The 18,061-nt window shown below is 60.2% G+C and carries 16 protein-coding genes; 2 read left to right on the top strand and 14 right to left on the bottom strand.

Annotated elements, in window-relative coordinates; translation table 11 throughout:
* Nucleotides 1-24: 24 nt before the first annotated feature.
* The 8 genes from trbB to P6U25_RS11395 all read right to left on the bottom strand — a co-directional run bounded on the left by trbB (nt 25) and on the right by P6U25_RS11395 (nt 9,791).
* Nucleotides 25-993, bottom strand: a complete 969-nt coding sequence (trbB, locus tag P6U25_RS11430) for a P-type conjugative transfer ATPase TrbB (protein ID WP_280972985.1) — start codon at nt 991-993, stop codon at nt 25-27.
* Between the two features lie 209 nt (nt 994-1,202).
* Complete coding sequence (locus P6U25_RS11425) at nt 1,203-3,167, bottom strand: nitrate/nitrite transporter (RefSeq protein ID WP_407151280.1); 1,965 nt, start codon at nt 3,165-3,167, stop codon at nt 1,203-1,205.
* Between the two features lie 278 nt (nt 3,168-3,445).
* Nucleotides 3,446-3,874, bottom strand: coding sequence for a CopG family transcriptional regulator (locus tag P6U25_RS11420; protein ID WP_280972986.1), 429 nt, complete (start codon nt 3,872-3,874; stop codon nt 3,446-3,448).
* Nucleotides 3,875-3,880: 6 nt separating this feature from the next.
* The gene (locus P6U25_RS11415) at nt 3,881-5,863 is read right to left on the bottom strand and encodes a conjugal transfer protein TraG (protein ID WP_407151279.1); all 1,983 of its coding nucleotides are present in this window, start codon (nt 5,861-5,863) and stop codon (nt 3,881-3,883) included.
* A 41-nt stretch (nt 5,864-5,904) separates the two neighbouring features.
* Nucleotides 5,905-7,668, bottom strand: a complete 1,764-nt coding sequence (locus P6U25_RS11410; RefSeq protein ID WP_407151278.1) for a relaxase/mobilization nuclease domain-containing protein — start codon at nt 7,666-7,668, stop codon at nt 5,905-5,907.
* A 253-nt stretch (nt 7,669-7,921) separates the two neighbouring features.
* The gene (locus P6U25_RS11405; protein WP_280972989.1) at nt 7,922-8,821 is read right to left on the bottom strand and encodes a lytic transglycosylase domain-containing protein; all 900 of its coding nucleotides are present in this window, start codon (nt 8,819-8,821) and stop codon (nt 7,922-7,924) included.
* Nucleotides 8,818-9,330 carry a S26 family signal peptidase gene (locus P6U25_RS11400; protein ID WP_280972990.1) on the bottom strand — a complete coding sequence of 171 codons (513 nt, stop codon included), beginning with the start codon at nt 9,328-9,330 and terminating at the stop codon, nt 8,818-8,820. Before P6U25_RS11400 ends, P6U25_RS11405 begins: the two co-directional genes overlap by 4 nt.
* Nucleotides 9,327-9,791 (bottom strand): DUF2840 domain-containing protein, encoded by a 465-nt coding sequence (locus P6U25_RS11395; RefSeq protein ID WP_280972992.1) that lies wholly within the window; start codon nt 9,789-9,791, stop codon nt 9,327-9,329. The genes P6U25_RS11400 and P6U25_RS11395 overlap by 4 nt, the downstream gene beginning before the upstream one ends.
* Nucleotides 9,792-9,850: 59 nt before the next feature.
* On the opposite strand from P6U25_RS11395, the gene P6U25_RS11390 reads away from it, so the two are divergent.
* Nucleotides 9,851-10,498 carry a hypothetical protein gene (locus P6U25_RS11390; protein ID WP_280972993.1) on the top strand — a complete coding sequence of 216 codons (648 nt, stop codon included), beginning with the start codon at nt 9,851-9,853 and terminating at the stop codon, nt 10,496-10,498.
* Between the two features lie 431 nt (nt 10,499-10,929).
* Here P6U25_RS11390 and P6U25_RS11385 read toward each other — a convergent pair whose 3' ends face one another.
* The 3 genes from P6U25_RS11385 to P6U25_RS11375 form a co-directional block, all read right to left on the bottom strand.
* Nucleotides 10,930-11,811, bottom strand: coding sequence for a replication initiator protein A (locus tag P6U25_RS11385; RefSeq protein ID WP_280972994.1), 882 nt, complete (start codon nt 11,809-11,811; stop codon nt 10,930-10,932).
* Between the two features lie 18 nt (nt 11,812-11,829).
* Nucleotides 11,830-12,111, bottom strand: coding sequence for an AlpA family transcriptional regulator (locus P6U25_RS11380; protein WP_280972996.1), 282 nt, complete (start codon nt 12,109-12,111; stop codon nt 11,830-11,832).
* Between the two features lie 1,258 nt (nt 12,112-13,369).
* Entirely contained in the window at nt 13,370-13,690 is a 321-nt protein-coding gene (locus tag P6U25_RS11375) for a DUF736 domain-containing protein (protein WP_280972997.1), read from the bottom strand.
* On the opposite strand from P6U25_RS11375, the gene P6U25_RS11370 reads away from it, so the two are divergent.
* Nucleotides 13,689-13,952 (top strand): hypothetical protein, encoded by a 264-nt coding sequence (locus P6U25_RS11370; RefSeq protein ID WP_280972998.1) that lies wholly within the window; start codon nt 13,689-13,691, stop codon nt 13,950-13,952. The two genes, P6U25_RS11375 and P6U25_RS11370, sit on opposite strands and share 2 nt — an antisense overlap.
* 502 nt (nt 13,953-14,454) lie before the next feature.
* Here the strand turns inward: P6U25_RS11370 and P6U25_RS11365 are convergent.
* Genes P6U25_RS11365 through P6U25_RS11355 form a run of 3 tightly spaced genes read right to left on the bottom strand, consistent with a single transcriptional unit; the run spans nt 14,455 to nt 18,061 of the window.
* Nucleotides 14,455-15,792 carry a glutamine synthetase family protein gene (locus tag P6U25_RS11365; RefSeq protein WP_407151277.1) on the bottom strand — a complete coding sequence of 446 codons (1,338 nt, stop codon included), beginning with the start codon at nt 15,790-15,792 and terminating at the stop codon, nt 14,455-14,457.
* A complete protein-coding gene (locus tag P6U25_RS11360; protein WP_407151276.1) occupies nt 15,792-17,078 on the bottom strand; it encodes an ATP-grasp domain-containing protein in 1,287 nt (428 codons plus the stop codon). Before P6U25_RS11360 ends, P6U25_RS11365 begins: the two co-directional genes overlap by 1 nt.
* Nucleotides 17,075-18,061, bottom strand: coding sequence for a DMT family transporter (locus P6U25_RS11355; RefSeq protein ID WP_280973001.1), 987 nt, complete (start codon nt 18,059-18,061; stop codon nt 17,075-17,077). The genes P6U25_RS11360 and P6U25_RS11355 overlap by 4 nt, the downstream gene beginning before the upstream one ends.

Here is an 18,061-nt window from a genome sequence, read left to right as displayed (position 1 = left end):
GCGGCGAGATTGAAAATGGAAAGCTCATGTCAAGTCTCCTGCTGGTGAGAGGCTGTAATCGCCGGTCGCCCCAAGGCCGTCGACACGTGCAAGCTCGGTGAGCCGGCGGGCGGCGCCGCGCCCGGAAAGGACAGCAATGACGTTGATGGTCTCGGCGATCAGCGCGCGCGGTACCGTGACGACGACTTCCTGAATGAGCTGCTCGAGCCGGCGCAACGCGCCGAGGGCGGTGCCCGCATGGATGGTGCCGATGCCGCCGGGGTGCCCCGTTCCCCAGGCTTTGAGCAGATCGAGCGCTTCAGCGCCTCTAACCTCGCCGATAGGAATACGATCTGGGCGCAGTCGAAGGGAGGAGCGCACAAGATCCGAAAGCGTGACCACCCCGTCCTTGGTGCGCAGCGCGACGAGGTTCGGCGCCTTGCATTGCAATTCGCGAGTGTCCTCGATTAGAACCACGCGATCGCTGGTCTTCGCGACCTCCGCAAGCAAGGCATTGGTAAGCGTCGTTTTTCCCGTCGAAGTACCGCCGGCGACCAAGATGTTCTTGCGTGCGCCGACAGCCAGACGCAGAGCAACTGCCTGCTCAGGCATTATGATGCCCGCGGCAGTATAATCGTCGAGCGTGAATACCGCGACCGCGGGCTTGCGGATAGCGAAGGCTGGCGCGACCACGACAGGCGGCAAGAGTCCTTCGAACCGCTCTCCAGTTTCGGGTAGTTCCGCAGAAATGCGCGGCGCAGCGGCATGGACCTCGGCACCGACATGATGCGCCACCAGGCGGATGATACGCTCTCCATCTGTCGCGGAGAGCTGCTCACCGGTTTCGGTCAGGCCGCCTGGCAGCCGGTCGATCCATAGCCGTCCATCGGGATTCAGCATCACCTCGACGATTGCCTCGTCTTCAAGGTAACGAGCGATAGCGGGCCCTAGTGCACTGCGGAGCATTCGCGCACCGCGCGAGGTCACCTCCGATTGAAACGAATGGATTGCCACTGCCGCCCCCGCCGACCGAGGGCAGAACAAGCAGCGCCCTCAGATGGGGATGATTAGAAAAGGCAGAAATAGACCGGGATCAACAAGGGTGTTGCCGCGTTCGTAGCCTGGCGTATGAAAAGAAAGGTTGGGAGTGGCTCACAGCAGGTTCCGGACCCATGCCGTATACGATCATCCTCGAATGTGACATGAACCGCAAAAGATCGGCGTCACCATTCCGCTCCTTCAAGTGGCTCCAGGATGGCGGTGTCCGCCGACGGCACCATTGACTCGTGCCAGTCGCCTGAAGGCTCTCGCACGAACGACGGTGTCGTCGTCCGGCCAAGACGACGGATACTGGGCCAAATGAACCATGCCAACGCCAGCACCTGGAAGCCAACACTGGCACCAAATGCCATCCGGTAGGCGACCACTGGGTAATGGCCATCCTGCGGCAACCATTGCCCAAGGATGAGGCCAGTGCTCCATTGGACCACGAAGGCCCATCCAAAATGAAGAAGGTTTAAGCCGCCATTGGCACGGGCGCCAAGTTCAGTTGGGAAATAGTCGGCTATGATCGCGTAGCTGAGGACGGAGGCCGCTCCCACGACTGACACGACAGACCATGGTAACAGCGAAGGGAACGGCAGACGCAGAATCAGCGCAAGCTCCGCCGCAACAAACACCACCGCCAGTGCGGCAAACAAGACTTCGGTTTGGACCCTACGTCGACGCAACCGATCCGCGACGATGCCTAAAAGCGACGCACCAACGCTGATCCCTAGCGCCATAACGAAAAGGTGCGTGGCCAAGCTCGGCCGATCCAGTCCTTCCACGTCTGTAAGCCAGGGCGCCGCCCACAAGGCCTGGAGGGCCCAGGCTGATCCGACGCAGGATGCAGAGAGAGGCGCTATTCGCCAGAAGCGCCGATTCAGATAGATTTCTTTGAGAGCGCGCGAGTGAGAGTGCTGGCTCTGAGCCGGTGGACTGTCAGGAACCAACAGGTAGATCAGCGCGGCCACCCCGCCAGTTGCCACGGCCAGGAGTTCGAACAACCCCCGCCAACCTATCCAGCCCAGCAGGACGTCGGCAGGCGCGGTCGCGGTTACGGCCCCGAGCGAGCCCAGCATGACCATGTAGCCATTGACCAGCGCGACCCGCTCTCTCGGAAACCATACGATAATCGCCTTCAGCCCGGCCATCAAGGAGGCCGCAACGCCGAGTGCGATCAACGCGCGGGCGAGCAAGAGCGGGACAAATGCCGTTGATGTGGCAAATAAGCCCGCACCCGCGGCAGCAATTGACATCAGCCCGCTCTGAACCCGACGCGGTCCGAACCGGTCCAGGAGGGTGCCAACAGGAATCTGGGCAGCTGCGAAGACCAGGAAATACACCGATGTCAGCAGCCCGAGCTCTGCCGCATCGAGACCGAGGTCACTGACAAGTGGACCAGAGATCAGCGTATTGATCGTCCGGAATAGATAGGAAAGGTAGTAACCGGCCGCGAACGGCAGAAATACACCCGCGATTAGGCGCCAGGTCGGAAGGCGTCGCGCGATACCCCACATTTGACTGTCGAATCGATCGCCCTTCGCGCGTGGCGCGCTAGGCTCGACCTTACCGGCCGTCTCAGCAGAATTTGTTCGGCAGGTGCCGAAAATTGGGCTGCCGTCCTCCCGGACGGCAGCCGTTAACTCGGAGTTCGGGACCTCAGCGGCTATCGGAGGCGTCTCTCGATCGGCTGTTCTCGAACTCTTCGAAGTATCCTTCTGACCCTCAAGCAGGGATCCCGCGACGTTGGGCACGGTTAGCCCGCTGATCGTTTCCTGGATCAGTGATCGGCCGAGACGAAAGCGGCTGTCGACTTGCCCGGCGAGAACCGTGGGCCGGTCATGATCGATCTGACACGCTTCGCGCTGCTGCGACTGCGGCATCGGCGGGACGGTCAGGCGGTACCGGACGTGAAGAGCGGCAGTTTCGCCGATGATGCGGAGCTCGTGTTCAAGACGCTCAAGCTGTTTGCTGATCCGATCGAGATGCCCATGGGCGATGTCTTCGCCGCTTGGCACTGGATCAAGGTACCGTTCAAGAGCCGCCTCTACGACCATCCTCTTACCTGCGCTCGAGTGCTCCATTGTGGCCTTAAGCTGTTCGAACAGCTGCTCGGAAAGCTGGACGCATACCTTTCTTGTCATTGCGAACCTCACTAAGGAGCGCATCTCGTCAGCTGTTTGCGCGAGTAGCTCCGTCGAGCGCAGAATTGCGGTCTCTGCACGGTCGCGCAGAGTGCAAACCTAGCTATCACTCGGACTGGATGAATTGCCCCGTTGATACGGCGCCTCACAAAGGACAGGGCGATCGCTGCTTCAAGAGTGCAAGGCCCCTCATCGTAGGCGGGCGTGAGGAAAGAAAGGATCGGCCAGTTTTCTGGCGGGATAAGAACAGCTGACGTGAAAGGAAATGCCCAGGTCCATCAGTCGGCGACATCATCCGATGCGCCGCGCAAAATGTCCGCAGGGATCTCGCGCAAATAACTCTGGCCCTTCTGCAGGCGACGCCCCAAGGTCTCAACGAATCCCTCAAACCGCTCGCGGCCCTTGATCTGTGCGGCTGTCTGAGCCTCGTTCGGCAAGGGCGGTGTGATCGTCAGCCAAAAGCGCACGAACAGGGCCAAAGTCTCGGCCGTCACACCGACGTCACGCTCGAGCCTCTGCATTTGACGCGACAATCGGTCAAGACGGCGGACGAAGGCCGCTTCTCTTCGGTCAGCTCCGTCGGGCGACAGAAAGGAGTTGACAGCCGCCTCGACGATTGCCGAACGAGAGAGATCCTTGCGATCCGCAAGATCGGAAATCTGCTTCAGTAACTCGGGCGGGAAATACACGTTCATGCGATTGCGCATGGAACCTCACAGATCGATACCGTCGTTCGGGTCGAGAGCTACTTGGCGGACGACACCGCGCATCTGTTGGCAGAGAAGCCGGGATTGACGAACGGCGTCATCGTCGTCCTCGAGAACGGCGAACTCTTCCGCTGGCGTCACGTCAGTCGTCTCCTTGACGATGGCGATATGATCTGGAAGCTCAGGCTCGCGGCGAAGACCAGTGTTGGCGGCATCCGATTGGGTCTGCTCGGCCTCCACAGCCAAGTTGGTCGGCACGAGCGGCCTAAGATTAGACCAACCGTCCTCGCGCGGAGACCGCGGCAACCCGGCCGAATCTGGCGGCGCGAGAACTCGTTCCGTGAGGCGTCTGTCTTCGTAGTAACGTACCTTCTTGGCTCGGATCGGTGGCGTGCCCGCCACCATCACAATCTCATCGGTCGGAGGAAGCTGCATCACCTCGCCAGGCGTCAGCAGCGGCCTTGCGGTCTCTTGCCGGGAGACCATCAGGTGCCCAAGCCAGGGATTGAGGCGGTGACCAGCATAGTTCTTCATGGCTCGCATCTCGGTCGCGGTACCGAGCGCGTCCGAGACACGCCTTGCTGTCCTTTCGTCGTTCGTCGCGAAACTCACACGGACATGGCAATTGTCCAGGATTGCGTTGTTTGGACCGTAGGCTTTCTCAATCTGATTCAGCGATTGCGCGATCAGGAAGGCCTTGATCCCGTATCCGGCCATGAAGGCGAGTGCAGATTCGAAGAAGTCGAGGCGCCCCAATGCCGGAAACTCGTCCAGCATCATGAGAACACGATGCCGGCGGACCTTGGCCTGCAGCTCTTCCGTGATGCGGCGGCCAATTTGATTCAACACCAGACGGATCAGCGGCTTCGTTCGGGAGATGTCGGATGGCGGTACCACAAGGTATAGCGTGGTCGGACGATGATCTGCGATCAGGTCCGCAATCCGCCAATCGCATCGGCTTGTCACCTCGGCGACGACCGGATCCCGATAGAGCCCGAGGAACGACATCGCGGTCGAGAGCACCCCAGAGCGCTCATTCTCGGATTTGTTCAGGAGCTCCCGCGCCGTTGAGGCAACGACCGGGTGCGGTCCCTCCTCGCCCAAATGCGGCGTCGTCATCATCGCCTTCAAGGTTGCCTCGATCGGCCGCCTAGGATCCGACAGAAAGGCGGCGACGCCGGCCAGCGTCTTGTCGCGCTCTGCGTAGAGCACATGCAGGATTGCTCCGACCAGCAAAGAGTGGCTGGTCTTCTCCCAGTGGTTCCGCTTGTCGAGAGAGCCTTCGGGATCAACAAGAACGTCGGCGACATTCTGGACGTCCCGGACCTCCCACTCTCCGCGGCGAACCTCGAGGAGCGGGTTATAGGCTGAAGATCTGGCGTTCGTCGGATCGAACAACAGTACCCGGCCATGGCGCGACCGAAAGCCAGCCGTCAGTTGCCAGTTTTCGCCCTTAATGTCGTGTACGATCACTGACTCTGGCCAGGTCAGCAGCGATGGAACTACGAGGCCGACGCCCTTGCCCGAACGGGTCGGCGCAAAGCAAAGCACGTGTTCCGGTCCGTCGTGGCGGAGGTAGTCCTTGGCAAGCCTACCGAGAACGACCCCGTCAACACCTACCAGCCCGGCCTTCCTCACCTCGTTCGGGTCCGCCCACCGCGCCGATCCATAGGTCTCTACATCCTTGGCTTCGCGTGCCCGCCAGACCGACATCCCGATGGCGACCGCGATCGAAAAAAGACTCCCCGACGCGGCGATGTAGGCGCCTTCCACGAAGATGCTGGGCGCATAGGCATCGTAGACAAACCACCACCAGAAGAAGGCATGTGGGTAGTAGAGCGGAAAGCCATGTACCGTGAACCACGGTTGCCCCAGCTCTGGCTGGTAGGCCAACCGCCAGGCGGTCCACTGTGTGGCTCCCCAGATTGCGAGGAGCACGATCGTTCCCACGATGATGATCTGTCCCCATAGAATCTTGGTTCCGGACATGCTGAGTGCTCTTACTTCTGTTCGGGCCGGATCACGTCGGACTAGAGTCCAAGATCTCGTTTCCGACCGAAGCTCCATTCGATGCCACCGGCGTCTTTGGCGGTACCGGTGACATGTCGGCCGATCCTTTTCTCGAGCTCGCGCGACCAAGGCACGAGCTGAAAGCCCAACCCGTCGTCGATCATTGCAAAGCGGCCTGAGGTCATCGTCACACGCTGCCGGTACGTGCCCGACACTTGCTCACCGACGGCCGCCTTCCGTTGCGGCAATCCCGTCTCGGCAGCGATCCTAGATCCGACTGCATCGAGTTCTCGACGGCGCAAGGTATTCAAGAGATCGCGCTGGAAAATGATGCGTTGGCCCTGCCGTCTTCCTAACACTGTTGCGGCGAGATGCTCAGCTCTGGCCTGCATCGCGTCCCGCGTCTCGCGGCCGAACCCACTGAGCGCAAGTGGCATGGGTTCTCGCTCGACAAGGCGATGGTCAAGCCAGGTCGCACCTTGCGCCTTGATCTGAGCCGCGAGGTCGAAATCCGATCGGTTCGCAAGCAGTCGCGTCGGCTGCAGTTCCTCGGCAGCTCCAAATTCCCGGATCTCGACAATCCCTCCGACTGGCGGCGCATGTTCGAAGGCCTCAACACCTCTAAAACGAACGTGATGGACACGGCCGTCAGTGGCATCGATCAACGCATATGCCTCACCGGTCAGCTCGTTGTGAAGTCCCGTTCCGACCAGCCGTCCGAGGATCGGCGCTGAAGATTTTTCGCCCTCGATAACGAAGTCGGCAACGCTGCGCTCTTGCCCACGCTCCACATAGGCGCGATGCATGGTCTTGATGATGTCACCGCGCATGCCGAGATCGCGGAGGTGGCGCTCGACTTCAAGCCCCACCATCCATTCGCCGGGGGAGGCCGAGGAGGCCAGCCCCATTTTTTGGAGATGCTGGAGGCGCCCGATCATGAGGCGACGGACTTCGGGATCGAAGGTAGCAGGATTGTCAGGACGGAGGTCGATGTAGCCCGTTTCATCGGCGGCGAGGCGAATTTCGCGATCAAGCCGCGTCCAGCGCTCGGCGGAAACCTCCCGTTCAAGAGCATTGCGAACCTCGTGCTCCGGTTTGGGTCCGAGCTCAATCGAGACCAGCTCTTCGGCACGCGAGCGCAAACCGCGACTGATGTAGTCGCGGGAGATCACGAGATCGCCGCCTGTCTCGTCCACCCCACGAATAAGCAGATGGATGTGAGGATTGTCTGTGTTCCAGTGATCGACGGCGATCCATTCGAGCCGGGTGCCTAAATCCGGTTCCATATGCTTGGCCAGGTCACGCGTGAATGATTTGAGGTCGGTCAGGTCGCTGGCGTCCTCCGGCGAGATGATGAAGCGAAAATGATGCCGGTCCTCCTTGCATCGGGCAGCGAAGCTAGCACCATCGACGTGATCGCTCTGCGCATCGAACATCGCGGCCTCTTGCCCGCTTCGGCTCACGCCGTCGCGCTTCAAATAGACGAGATGAGCGTTCAGCGACGCAGATCGGAACGCACGTCCCTGATGACGCACCACGCGCGCTTTCACTGTGACGCGACGCGTCGGGCTGAACAGGCGATCACGGCTGAAATGGGTTCGGCCGCGCCCGAACGTCGAGCGTCCGCGACCTGAAGCGCACCGATAGACCCCTGCGTGAGTCGAGGTGTGGCCAGCCCTCATTGCCGCACGCAGCACCTGGTTGATGAAGCTCTTCTGCTTTGGCGCCCGTGTGCTGCGGATTCGTCCCGGTCGGATGCGGAGATCGCTATCGCGCGCAATCATGTCAGGTCCTCCGCCGATGCAAGAAAGCCAGGAGTGCCGAAGGCAGTCTTGAATTTGCTCGTGAATTCGAAAGGCGCGGCACGCGTCACGACCGGCCGGCACGGAAGAACGCATGCCATGACAATGGCTTGCGGCTTGACGGGCGAGCCCCTTTTATCTTGCCGTCGTGCTGTCGTGCTGTCGTGCTCCTGTCCTCTCGTTTCCGCCAACTTCCCTCTACCGCTTCCCATCGCTCGTCGATTCACGCAGTTGCTCATCGTGTGCCTCCAACATCGGATCTCACGATGAACAGACCGGTCCCTGTGGGAATCATGGACGATAGAGGGTGAACACCTGAAGAAGCGAGTGCCCCGTTCGCGACGCTTCTAGCCTGCTCCCAATCCGGACGACTCTTGTGTTCCGATCGCCTAACAAAGAACGGGGCGGTGGTCCAAAGGACCTCGCGACAGGAGCGACGGGAAGCGAGCTCAACTGCCAACAAATTTGCGAGATGGCTGACATAGGCTTGAGTCTCGACTGGCAATGGGGCGCCGGCGAGATGCCTTTCGTAGCGTGCTGGCCCAGCATTGTATGCTGCAAGCGCACCGGGCATGCCATACCTGTCGCGCAGTTCCGCCAGATATGCCGTGCCGGCCACAATATTGTCGCGAGCGTCGTAGGGATCGTTGCCGAGATCGTGCCGCCGACGAAGATCCGCCCAGGTCTTTGGCGTGATTTGCATCAATCCCATTGCGCCTTTCGACGATTTGGCACGCACGTCGCCGGCGCTCTCCAGCCGGATCACGGATCTGATCCAGCGCACGGGCACTGCGAACCGTTGTGAGGCTTCTACAATGAATAGCGCAAACGCATTGCTGACCTGTTCCTCGGCTGGCTGGCTAGCAGATTCTTCTCCGGCAACAGCGGCATTGCCGCAGACCGTGAAAACGAACAGCAGCGGCTCGACAGCCCAGACGAGCGCTCCCGACCCAGCCAAGCATGCCACCGTGCTCACGCCCGTCCAGGGTAAAGCTGCTTCGCGCCGGCCGTTCGGCCGCCCTGGACCGCCGCTGCGCACGTCGGCCTTGCAGACATTGGTCGGGATGGAGGAATGGTCCCTCAATTGATCGAACAGAGGAATGGCGCGCTGGCCACATGAAACACGCACGATCACTCCTCCCACGTCCACATGGGAAAGGCACGGCCGATGACAGCCGATGCGGGCAGAAAACGAAAATACCGGCCATCGAGTGAATCATCCGACTGCCAATTCATGAGAAAGAGTTCGGCGTCCCCGACCACGCGGCACCCGTCCCACTTGGGCAGCGGTCGGCCGCGCCTGTCGCGATCCCTCGCCTCGCCCACCGCAATCCCGTCGACCGAAATCGTGAGTCCGGTTCTGCAGACCGTCTGTCCTGGAACCGCTAGCACGCGTTTGAGCATCGGGACGCCCGAGGGCAGATAGCCGTTCAGGTCGAGAAAGGTCGCGAGCGGCTCCGGCGGCAGAACGGCGACCAGCTCCGTGACGAAGAGCTTTTCCAGGGGCCGCAAGCGATAGAGGCCGATCGGGACACTCGCAGACCCGTTCCAGATGTAGAGTGGATTTGATTCGAGCACCATTGTCGTTATCAGCGCAGCAGCGGCCCCACACATCGCTATCATGATCTTCAGCTTGCTGATCATCGCATGACTCTCCGCCGGTGAAGCCAAGCCTGATGTCGCGCTTTCGTGTACGGACGCGGGCTCTCATTCACAGAGAGGCGGTTGTGAACGTGATGCCAATGATCAGGAGCAACATCGGCTGGATCAATGTCGAGCGCCTCAATCGCATCAATCATCTGCAACACCCGCTCGACCCTCAGCCAACCGGAAAGCCGTAGCAGGATTTCCCCTCCAGGCTTCACATAGGGTACGGTTGAGCAGCGCTGCCCCGGTGCAACTGCGCGCAAGATGTCAATTCGTGAGACGACCGTTCCAAAGTCGTTCGATGTCCAGCGGACAAAGGCGAAGATGCTGTGCGGCGCAAATGACAGGATACGGCGGTGACGATCGACCTTTTTTTCTTCGATGATGCGACCGAACCGGATACGGTTTTCGATGCGCCTCTCAAGCCACAGGACTTCCACTTGCGTGAGATCGCTCATGCGTCAGCTCTTCCGTTGTGGAGGCAAGCGCTATCCGTCGAAGCCCTGGATGCGGACCAGTGCGGCGGCGGGGCAGAGATGTAAATCTTGGTACGGTTCGTCGACCGCCGTTGTCTGTCGATCGGAACGACGCAAAAGACATCGTACAGGCACGGACCGGCTGGTTCCGGGCTGTGCACGTCAAGTCGGAGGACGTACAGACCCTGCAGGCGCTGCTGGTCCGGCGCAGGGCAATGCTCGGCAGGGTGCTGCCCATGGAGAACATGATCCGCGGCCTGTTGCGCCCGTTTTGCCTCAAAGTCGGCAGGATCTCGGTCGACCGCCTTGACGCGCGGGTGCACGAGATCATGGCCGGGAAGAAGAAACCGGAGGCGGTTATCGCGTCGCTGGTCCACGCCCGAAACGCGATGCCGCCGCGATTGGCCGAACTGCAGCGCCCGGCGCTGATGGCGCGGCCGCACACCATACTGCTGCTCAAGGTCTGGATCGGCGGCACGACCTTCCAGTTTGACGCCGGCAACAGGCGCCGCCGGGTCGCGGCGTCCGCTCAAGGACCTCCGCGACCCGGCCCCTTCCATGAGGGCCTTCGCCTTCCGCCACGGCGGAGCGGCGTCTTTCGAGGAGGCGGAGCTGTGGGTGAGACCGGAACTTTTGTTGCCGGCGGCTTTGAGCCCCTCATTGAGGTCATCACGAACGGCGCAGCTTAGCGTGAGTGCCCATTTTGCAGCTTCCGGCATGCTGCGGGCATCGTGCCCACCACGGATATTGCAGAGTTCTTCTCGCCGCGTGAGCTGCCGCAAGGGAAAGTGACGAACACGACGCAGCGATGTCGATACTGATGATCGCGAGCGCTTGCGTGCGACTGCGAAGGCACGCGTGGCTTCGACAGGAGAATCGGATTGCAGAAGGGCGGCGCGCGAGAGAGAGAACGTGCATGAGGCATCCTCACCAGAGCGGCGCACGACTTGTTCACAACGCACTGATTCACAACAAGAAGTTAGTGTCAGTATGTTAGTAACGTTACAGCGACCGCAAAGCGCTGAAAAACAGGCACTTGAGCTCGATTTCGGTCCTCGATAGCACGAGGATTCGGTCCTCGATAGCACGAGGGGCGCAGTCCCCGATAGCACGAGCTGATTCACAGGCCGTCCTCCGAGTTTGGAGTGATACCGCGCCCGCGAAGTCCTTGGGTGAGCGGGCCGATCGGGGTGCACGCGAACTTCAACCGCTCAGCGCCGGTCCGATCGCGGGTGAGCAAGAGCCGGTAGCCGGGCAATGTCTGACGCTGGACAATCTGCCGTACGTCGTATGCAAAATGCTTGAGCGGCGAGAGGCTGCCGGACTTGGCATGGAGGTGCACAAGGTCAAAACTCCAGCCGCCGACCTGGCGGCCACCGTGCTTGCGCACGAGCCGATAAAGCCAGCGCTCAAGTCCGCCTGTCAGATCGAAGTAAGTGCGATCGATCGTGAGCACGAGCGAGTCGTCGATAACGCCTGCATAGAACCAATCGGGGAGGATCAACTCCAGCCCGCGTGCGCGCCCGTTTGCATCGGCAGTTTCTTTCCACTCGTTGATCCATGAAAAACGATGTCGCCGCCGCTCAGCAGGTTGACGGATCGATGTCAGCACCGTCGTTGACTGCAACCTGTCGAGGCCCGCCTTCAGCCGATCATAGTCTCGCGCGCCTGTCCCGCGGCCGGCAAACGTCAGAATCTCGTAAGGCGTTGCAGCCATGAGGCGTGAAGTCTTCAAGCCCGCGTCGCGTGCTTCGACGATCTGGGAAGCTGCCCAGATCAGAACATCCGCATCCCAGATGGTGGCCATACCGTGCTCCGGCACGGCTTCAACGCGAATTGCTATTGTGCCGGCGCGGAAATCGATAGGCACGATCCGCTTCGTTTTCGCGAGCGAAAAGAATGGATACGCCATAAGATCCTGGGTGTCCCGGGGCGCGAGATCGCCAGGCAGCGCTCGAAACAGCTGGAGTTGGTCTCGCTCGGAGTGATGTTTAAGTCGCATCGCAAGCTCCCCCGATGCTCACCGGCGTTCTTGTCCCGCATACGGGCGCAGGGTCGGGTGCTTCTTGGCCGGCAGTACAGCCCCCTTGCCGGGATCGGAAGTTGATGTCCGGGAGCCGAGATCGGCCCAAGCTTTCAGATCATCCAAGGCGTAGACGACGCGACCGCCAATCTTGCGATAGGTCGGGCCAGTGCCGTATGTACGGTGCTTTTCAAGCGTGCGACCGGACAGGCCGAGATAACGCGCCGCTTCTGCCGTACGCAGAAAGCGTGGGGGTAGGCCGGCCATTGGATCGGGCATTAGATAGCTCCTGGATGACAGCACGCTGCGCACGGCAGCGCCGCCGTGCGTGTGGTCATTATGGAGGAGCTTGTTTTCGGAGCGGGATGCCGAATATTGAGGGGCCGATTTTCGATACCCCAAGCTGATAGCGCTAGCTCTCTACGTCCAGCTCATGGAAGTCAGCCATATCCACCCTGCATCAGTGCCAGGCCCCGTCGGCGCTCTCATCTGTTCGCTGGCCACTGGGGCGCACCGAAACGGGGCAAACGGGAGCTTTTAGATGCGCCGAAGGGCGGGGTTTACCCGGCGCATGCTGCATTCGCGCGGCATTCTCCTGCTCAGCGATGGAGGTCGAGCCGGCCACAGTCAAACGAATTTGAGCCTCTATGGCTTTCCTTTCCGTCAGGTCCGCTTTTCGAAAGCCGCGCCTGGAATACTGAAGAAACCTTGAACGGCCTACGTTGGGGACAGAATAAAGATCGATCCACGAAGCATTGAAGTCGGCTGGCCGTTGCCCCGAGTGCACAAACCAGCTCACCAGCGCACGCGTCCGCCAATCAACCAGCCTTCGAGTATCAGCTAAGTGAGTTGCGGCCAATCCAGCAAACATTGGATCCCGTTACCATTTTGACAGATTCGGAGACTGGGCCGACTGCAATGACGAGCCGCGATGCGCGAGTGCCCCCTGTCCGAGAAGCCGATCGCTGCCTGGCGATATCATATGTCAGGGGGTGCGCCGAACTTGCTGCATCGCTGGCCGGGGCGAATGTCGAGGTGCTCAGGAGTGAGATCGGGCTGGCTGAGCAACGATCAACACGGTGGCCTGCAATGACCGGATCGCTCGTCAGCAGTGTGGATACCGACAGCGTTTTCAAGACGGTGCTGGCATCGTGCTATGCAGCTGCACCGTTTTCAGAACGAGGCGGGATTGCACGCCGCGCCTCGATGGGAGTCAGCACGACGACTACAGAGGGGGCCCATTGTCGGCTGCCGACGGCGAACCGTCGCCCGAGATCGCGCGTATCTGGAGTTTCCCCGAACAGCCGGCGCGTACGCCAGCTGCGAACCAGCCCGCCCTGATTCATAGCAAAGTCGCGACCGCGATCGCCCTGGCGGTCGCAACTGTATCGCATGGGACGCCGAGCGAGCGCCTCGGGCGCAGATCGAGTAGTCGATGCGAGCGGGTCATCCGGCGACGACGGATACTCGCTGACCAGTGGACAAAACAACGAAGCGCCCCGCCCGATGAACCGGGCGGGGCTTCGACGGATCGACCTCAGTCGCCGTTCTTGCGCGGCCGCGACCAGAGCAGCGTATAGCCTTCGCCGGCTTCATCGTCGAACAAATTCGCATAGATCGGCGCGTTGAACGACGGATCATCGAGCTTGAGTGACAGGTAATCCCGGCCCTCCTCGGAGCGCTTTGACCAGGCCGCTCCGATCTCCGCTCGACCCACATAGACGCGATGGCTCGGAGCGTTCTCGTTTCCGCGGCTGGCCTCGGCGACGATTCGGACACCCTTGGCCTGCAGGCTCAGCGTGATGATCTCTCCCTGAAAATCGTTGCCGACCTTCTTGAAAGAACCGATGTTAGCCATGTCTCTTCTCCTTCTGTTGTTCGAGCCCGCGACCACCGCAGCCTCGATGGCGATCTACAGGCCGACGACGATCGGCGGCGCACCCGCTTCTGGGCCGGAGCGCAGCGAAGGACGCCGGCGAGAAACTTTCTTGTCTCGCGAGGAATGGGCGTCAGCCCAGGGGAAGAAAGTTTTGATTGCCGGCGTTGCGGCTCAGACGATCGAGGCGCAGCCGGTCGTCGGCCAGATCGAGCCAACGAGGTCAGGTGCGTCCGAGCGCTGAACACTCTGGAGAGCAAGACTTGGCGGACGTCGTTGTCCAACACAAGGGGTCGTCTGGGCTGGGCGTAGAGAAGGAAAGAGCATGCGAAGAAAAGGCGCAATCGTCGAATGGCACAATGCCGCAACGACGCGCCTGCCGCCGGCACATCATGGGCCCAATGACGCTCGGCACGCTCAGTGCGACCCAGGCCGCGCGTTCGCCGACACGTCATCCGGACAAGCTGGTCAGCGCGATAATGGAAAGGATTCCGTCGACAAGGAGACGGCAAGACGATCCCTCTCGCGTCGGCACTCGGAACCGGCCGAGGCATAGATACAGAACGCCCTCCGGCCTGGGCGCGTGTCCAGAACAATAATCCGCATCCGCGCTATGCCGACACTGACGGCCGCACAGAGGCAGGCGGTCGTACCAGCTGTCCGGAACCACTCAGATGCAGACGAGAGCATCGTCCGGCGCTTGAGCCGTCGTCCGACTGGTTCGCTGACCGTACGTGCTGCCTGCTCTAAATGATTTCGAAGTACCGCTGACGTTCAAAGTCAGTGACTCGGTGCTGAACCGCTTCCCACTCCCAGCGGCGGGACGACGAAAAAGCTTCGACAAACTCGCCTCCAAAAAGGTCAACCGCCTCTGGAGATTGTACAAACCGACCTGTCGCCTCCGATAGATCTTGGGGAAGACGCTCGGCCGCAGCGCAGTTTAGTGCGCTTGCATCACCGGCAACTGGAGCTGTCAAGCCAACGTCCTCCTCGATCCCCAGCAGGCCGGAGCCGATAGCACATGAGAGGGCGAGATAGGGGTTCACGTCGGCGCCACTCAGCCTGTATTCGATGCGGTGCGCGGCTGGCTCTCCCGGAATGACGCGTACTGCGCAGGAGCGGTTGTCGAGCCCCCAGCTCGGGCAGGTTGGAGCCCAATAGCCGGGCCTTAGCCGTTTATAGCTGTTCACGTTGGGCGCGGCGAGCACACAAAACTCTTTCATGTACTTCAGCTGTCCGCCGACGAACTGACGCATGGCTTTCGAGACGTTACGGTTGGTTTCGCGGTCGTAGAATAGATTCTCGCCGCCCGACGACATCGAGATATGAATATGGCCCGACTGGCCCGGCCAGTTCTCGGACACCTTGGCCATGAAGGTCGCCATCAGGCCTCGCGTCTGCGCCCACGATTTTATCATCGACTTGAATATCACGGCACGGTCGGCAGCATCCAGGGCATCGCAATGGCGAAGTGCCGCTTCAATAACGCCAGGCCCCGTTTCAAAATGAAGCCCGCTGAGAGGTATTCCAGCGTTCTTGCAAAGCACGCGGATTTCGTCGAACAGCTCATTGTGTGCGACGGCGCGTGCGACTGAATAGCCGAACGGCCCGTGCGTCAAAGGAGTCCATTGGTCAAATGGCTTGCCGTCAATTGTCTCGGCGGTTTCCTTGAATAGCACAAACTCGAACTCGAATCCGGCTGTGCAGCCATATCCGTGATCGGCAGCTCTTCGTAGGACTTTACGCAAGACGCCACGCGGGCAGATGCTCTCATGCGCTCCCACAAACTCAGCAAGATAGAGGTACTGACGACGATCAGGAGACACCGGGCGACCAGTGCGTGAGAGAATCCGCAGGTCGGCATCTGCGAATGCTGATGTCGGCTTTTGTGTAACAGTCGCCGGGATCACCTGGTCTGCGCAGTCCCAGGCGAGCACGGCCTCCGAGAATTTGATGAGCTTGTCTCCATCAAGGACATCGTCGGCCATCACGTGCTTGCCTCGAAGGACGCCGTCAAAGTCGCACACGCCAATCATTGCCGCACGGGCTCCATTCGCGGCGCTCCCCCGTACTTCGCCCGACATCAATGCTGTCCTTGCGTCTTCAATTCGAACACCTGGTCCATACGCATGGCGCGCAACGCTCGATAGTCATCCTCGAGCTGGATCAAGTTATTGTTGACGAGATACACGATGCCCGGTGTTGACGCCAAGTCAATCGTCGGTACCAGGTTCTGCCCAATCGGAACGAATGCAATCGCGTCCGCAAAGCTCGGCAGTCCGCGGATTGCCTCGAGTCCCGGATATCCAGCAACAACACCGCCCACATCGGAGATGAGCGAGACACACAGCGCGTGAGCGCGCCGCATGTACGGCCCGCGCCGCCTCATATACTCCGCAAAGCCGACGGGATCTGCATAGCGCCACGCAGTCAGCGTCATATGATTGTGACCCAAAGCCATCGTCCGGGCCTTTGTCGACATTGTCCCTTGAAGCCTTGCTCCAAAGTCCACCAAAACCGCTCCCCGATCATCAACGAAGATCTCGGCATGAGCGGGTCCGTTGACGATCTTCAGCGCCTGCAATGCTTGGACCAAATAGTCGGACAGCTCTTGAACGACGGGCTCCTTACCTCCCAACAGTCGCTCGAGCGAGCAGACCGACCCCGCCCCTTTTATGGGAACGGTGTCATAGGTCCACACCTCGCTGACGAACGTTTCCCCCTCGATCGAGACTGCATTTACGGTGTACTGTTGACCGTTTATCTTCTCCTGAGCAAGGGCAACGCGGTTCAACGATCCGACCCGGTTCGTCTTTCCGACGATGACACTTAACGCTCGCCGGACATCCGCATCAGTCGCGCAGAAAAATACATCCTCCGTACCGGTGCTGTTCACCGGCTTGATGACGATTTCGTCGAAATGTTCCTGACGCATCCAACTTATGACGTCCTCCGCATTATCAGACACCAGTTGACTGATCGATCGTACCCCTGCAGACCTCAACGCCTCAGCCAGGCGCGATTTGTCTCGTCTTGCAGACGACATGGCGGTCCCGTTCGTCGGCAAGCCCAGCCGTTCGGACAGGCAGTCGGCCAGCTCAACTCCTGTCTCACATCCGGCTATCACGAAGTCGAATTCTCGACCTCTAAGGGCTTGCAGGTGATGCTCGACAAGCCGATCGTCAGCCATGCATTCGCTCGGACGAATGACATCATCATATAACCGATCGTCGAAATGCGAGCGAAAGATGGCTGGAATCTGTGCAGACGACATCACATGCACCGTTCCAATTCCATACCGCTTGAACTCCTCCGGCAGGTATCGGCCGGTTGAATATGCGTCCACTATTACACAATGCCGTTCCTTCATGCGGATCTCCGATACTGCAAGTAGATGTTGCACAGGGCGATAGCCGTGATGAGAAGATTTCCAACGAACGTGTATGAAGACGGCACGATGCGAGCGTCGAAATACTGGAACAAAAATGTGATGATCGGAGCCGTGGACAGGACCATGTTCACCGTGAACGGCTCCACGCGGCGAATGCCCTCCTGTATCAAGAGCAACGGCACAATGATTGTCGATAGCGCGATCACTACGATTGCGCACCAATGCTGCGCGATCTCCGACGCGATAGAGGAATGATCGCTCAGCGCAAGCAGCAGGAGGATCGCCCCGTAGAAGCGATGGGCCAGCACTTGACGACCGGAGAATCCACGATCGAACAGCATTTTCACGAGGATATTGGTAAGGGCAAGCGATAGACCGGCCACGACTGCCAGGAAGATGCCAAAGGACGATTGAGGTCCCCACGCGACGCCGGCGTTTCCGGTCGCCGAAATCCAGATCATGTAACTGCCAACGACCGCAATCAGAAGGCTCACGACAATATCTGACCTTGGGGGAATGCCCTGCTTTCTGATCAGCGCGTTTAGCCACACTGTTGCGGAAGGCCCCAACGCCACCATGAACGCGACGATGATGGCAGGTTCGGCGTACGTCAGTCCGACGAACAGCCCAACCCAGCTTATCGCGGTCACGAAATTGAGTGAGACAAAGACCGGAAGCGACGACTTCGTGACTTCCACTCGTCCGCCTGCCCCGCGAGCCAAGACGTTGAAGGTCATACATACCACACCAAAGGACAGCAGAAGAGCGATGGCCGCGTCTGCCTGCTGGAAATATGAAGCAGCATAGACCTCACCTGCGGCACTCACGGTGACGTAGAGGGCCACAAAGACCACTCCCGCGGCGAAGCGATTGGTCAGCAGCCCGGGCGCGGCTTGCGGCGAACCGGACCTGCGGGATTCTCCGTTCGGCTCCGCAGGGCCGCATTTCGATCGGAACTTCAC

This window comes from Bradyrhizobium sp. ORS 86 (assembly GCF_045571475.1).
Lineage (GTDB): Bacteria > Pseudomonadota > Alphaproteobacteria > Rhizobiales > Xanthobacteraceae > Bradyrhizobium.
Note: the sequence above shows the minus strand (reverse complement) of the source record. Positions and strands in the feature narration are given on the sequence as shown.

Bases quoted from the DNA above. Each gene is read 5' to 3' on its own strand.
- P6U25_RS11360 (WP_407151276.1), bottom strand. From the start codon at position 17,078: ATGAAGGAACGGCATTGTGTAATAGTGGACGCATATTCAACCGGCCGA.
- P6U25_RS11420 (WP_280972986.1), bottom strand. From the start codon at position 3,874: ATGCGCAATCGCATGAACGTGTATTTCCCGCCCGAGTTACTGAAGCAG.
- P6U25_RS11380 (WP_280972996.1), bottom strand. From the start codon at position 12,111: ATGCCCGATCCAATGGCCGGCCTACCCCCACGCTTTCTGCGTACGGCA.
- P6U25_RS11395 (WP_280972992.1), bottom strand. From the start codon at position 9,791: ATGAGCGATCTCACGCAAGTGGAAGTCCTGTGGCTTGAGAGGCGCATC.
- P6U25_RS11385 (WP_280972994.1), bottom strand. From the start codon at position 11,811: ATGCGACTTAAACATCACTCCGAGCGAGACCAACTCCAGCTGTTTCGA.
- P6U25_RS11425 (WP_407151280.1), bottom strand. From the start codon at position 3,167: ATGACAAGAAAGGTATGCGTCCAGCTTTCCGAGCAGCTGTTCGAACAG.
- P6U25_RS11370 (WP_280972998.1), top strand. From the start codon at position 13,689: ATGTCTCTTCTCCTTCTGTTGTTCGAGCCCGCGACCACCGCAGCCTCG.
- P6U25_RS11375 (WP_280972997.1), bottom strand. From the start codon at position 13,690: ATGGCTAACATCGGTTCTTTCAAGAAGGTCGGCAACGATTTTCAGGGA.
- P6U25_RS11415 (WP_407151279.1), bottom strand. From the start codon at position 5,863: ATGTCCGGAACCAAGATTCTATGGGGACAGATCATCATCGTGGGAACG.
- P6U25_RS11400 (WP_280972990.1), bottom strand. From the start codon at position 9,330: ATGATCAGCAAGCTGAAGATCATGATAGCGATGTGTGGGGCCGCTGCT.
- P6U25_RS11365 (WP_407151277.1), bottom strand. From the start codon at position 15,792: ATGTCGGGCGAAGTACGGGGGAGCGCCGCGAATGGAGCCCGTGCGGCA.
- P6U25_RS11410 (WP_407151278.1), bottom strand. From the start codon at position 7,668: ATGATTGCGCGCGATAGCGATCTCCGCATCCGACCGGGACGAATCCGC.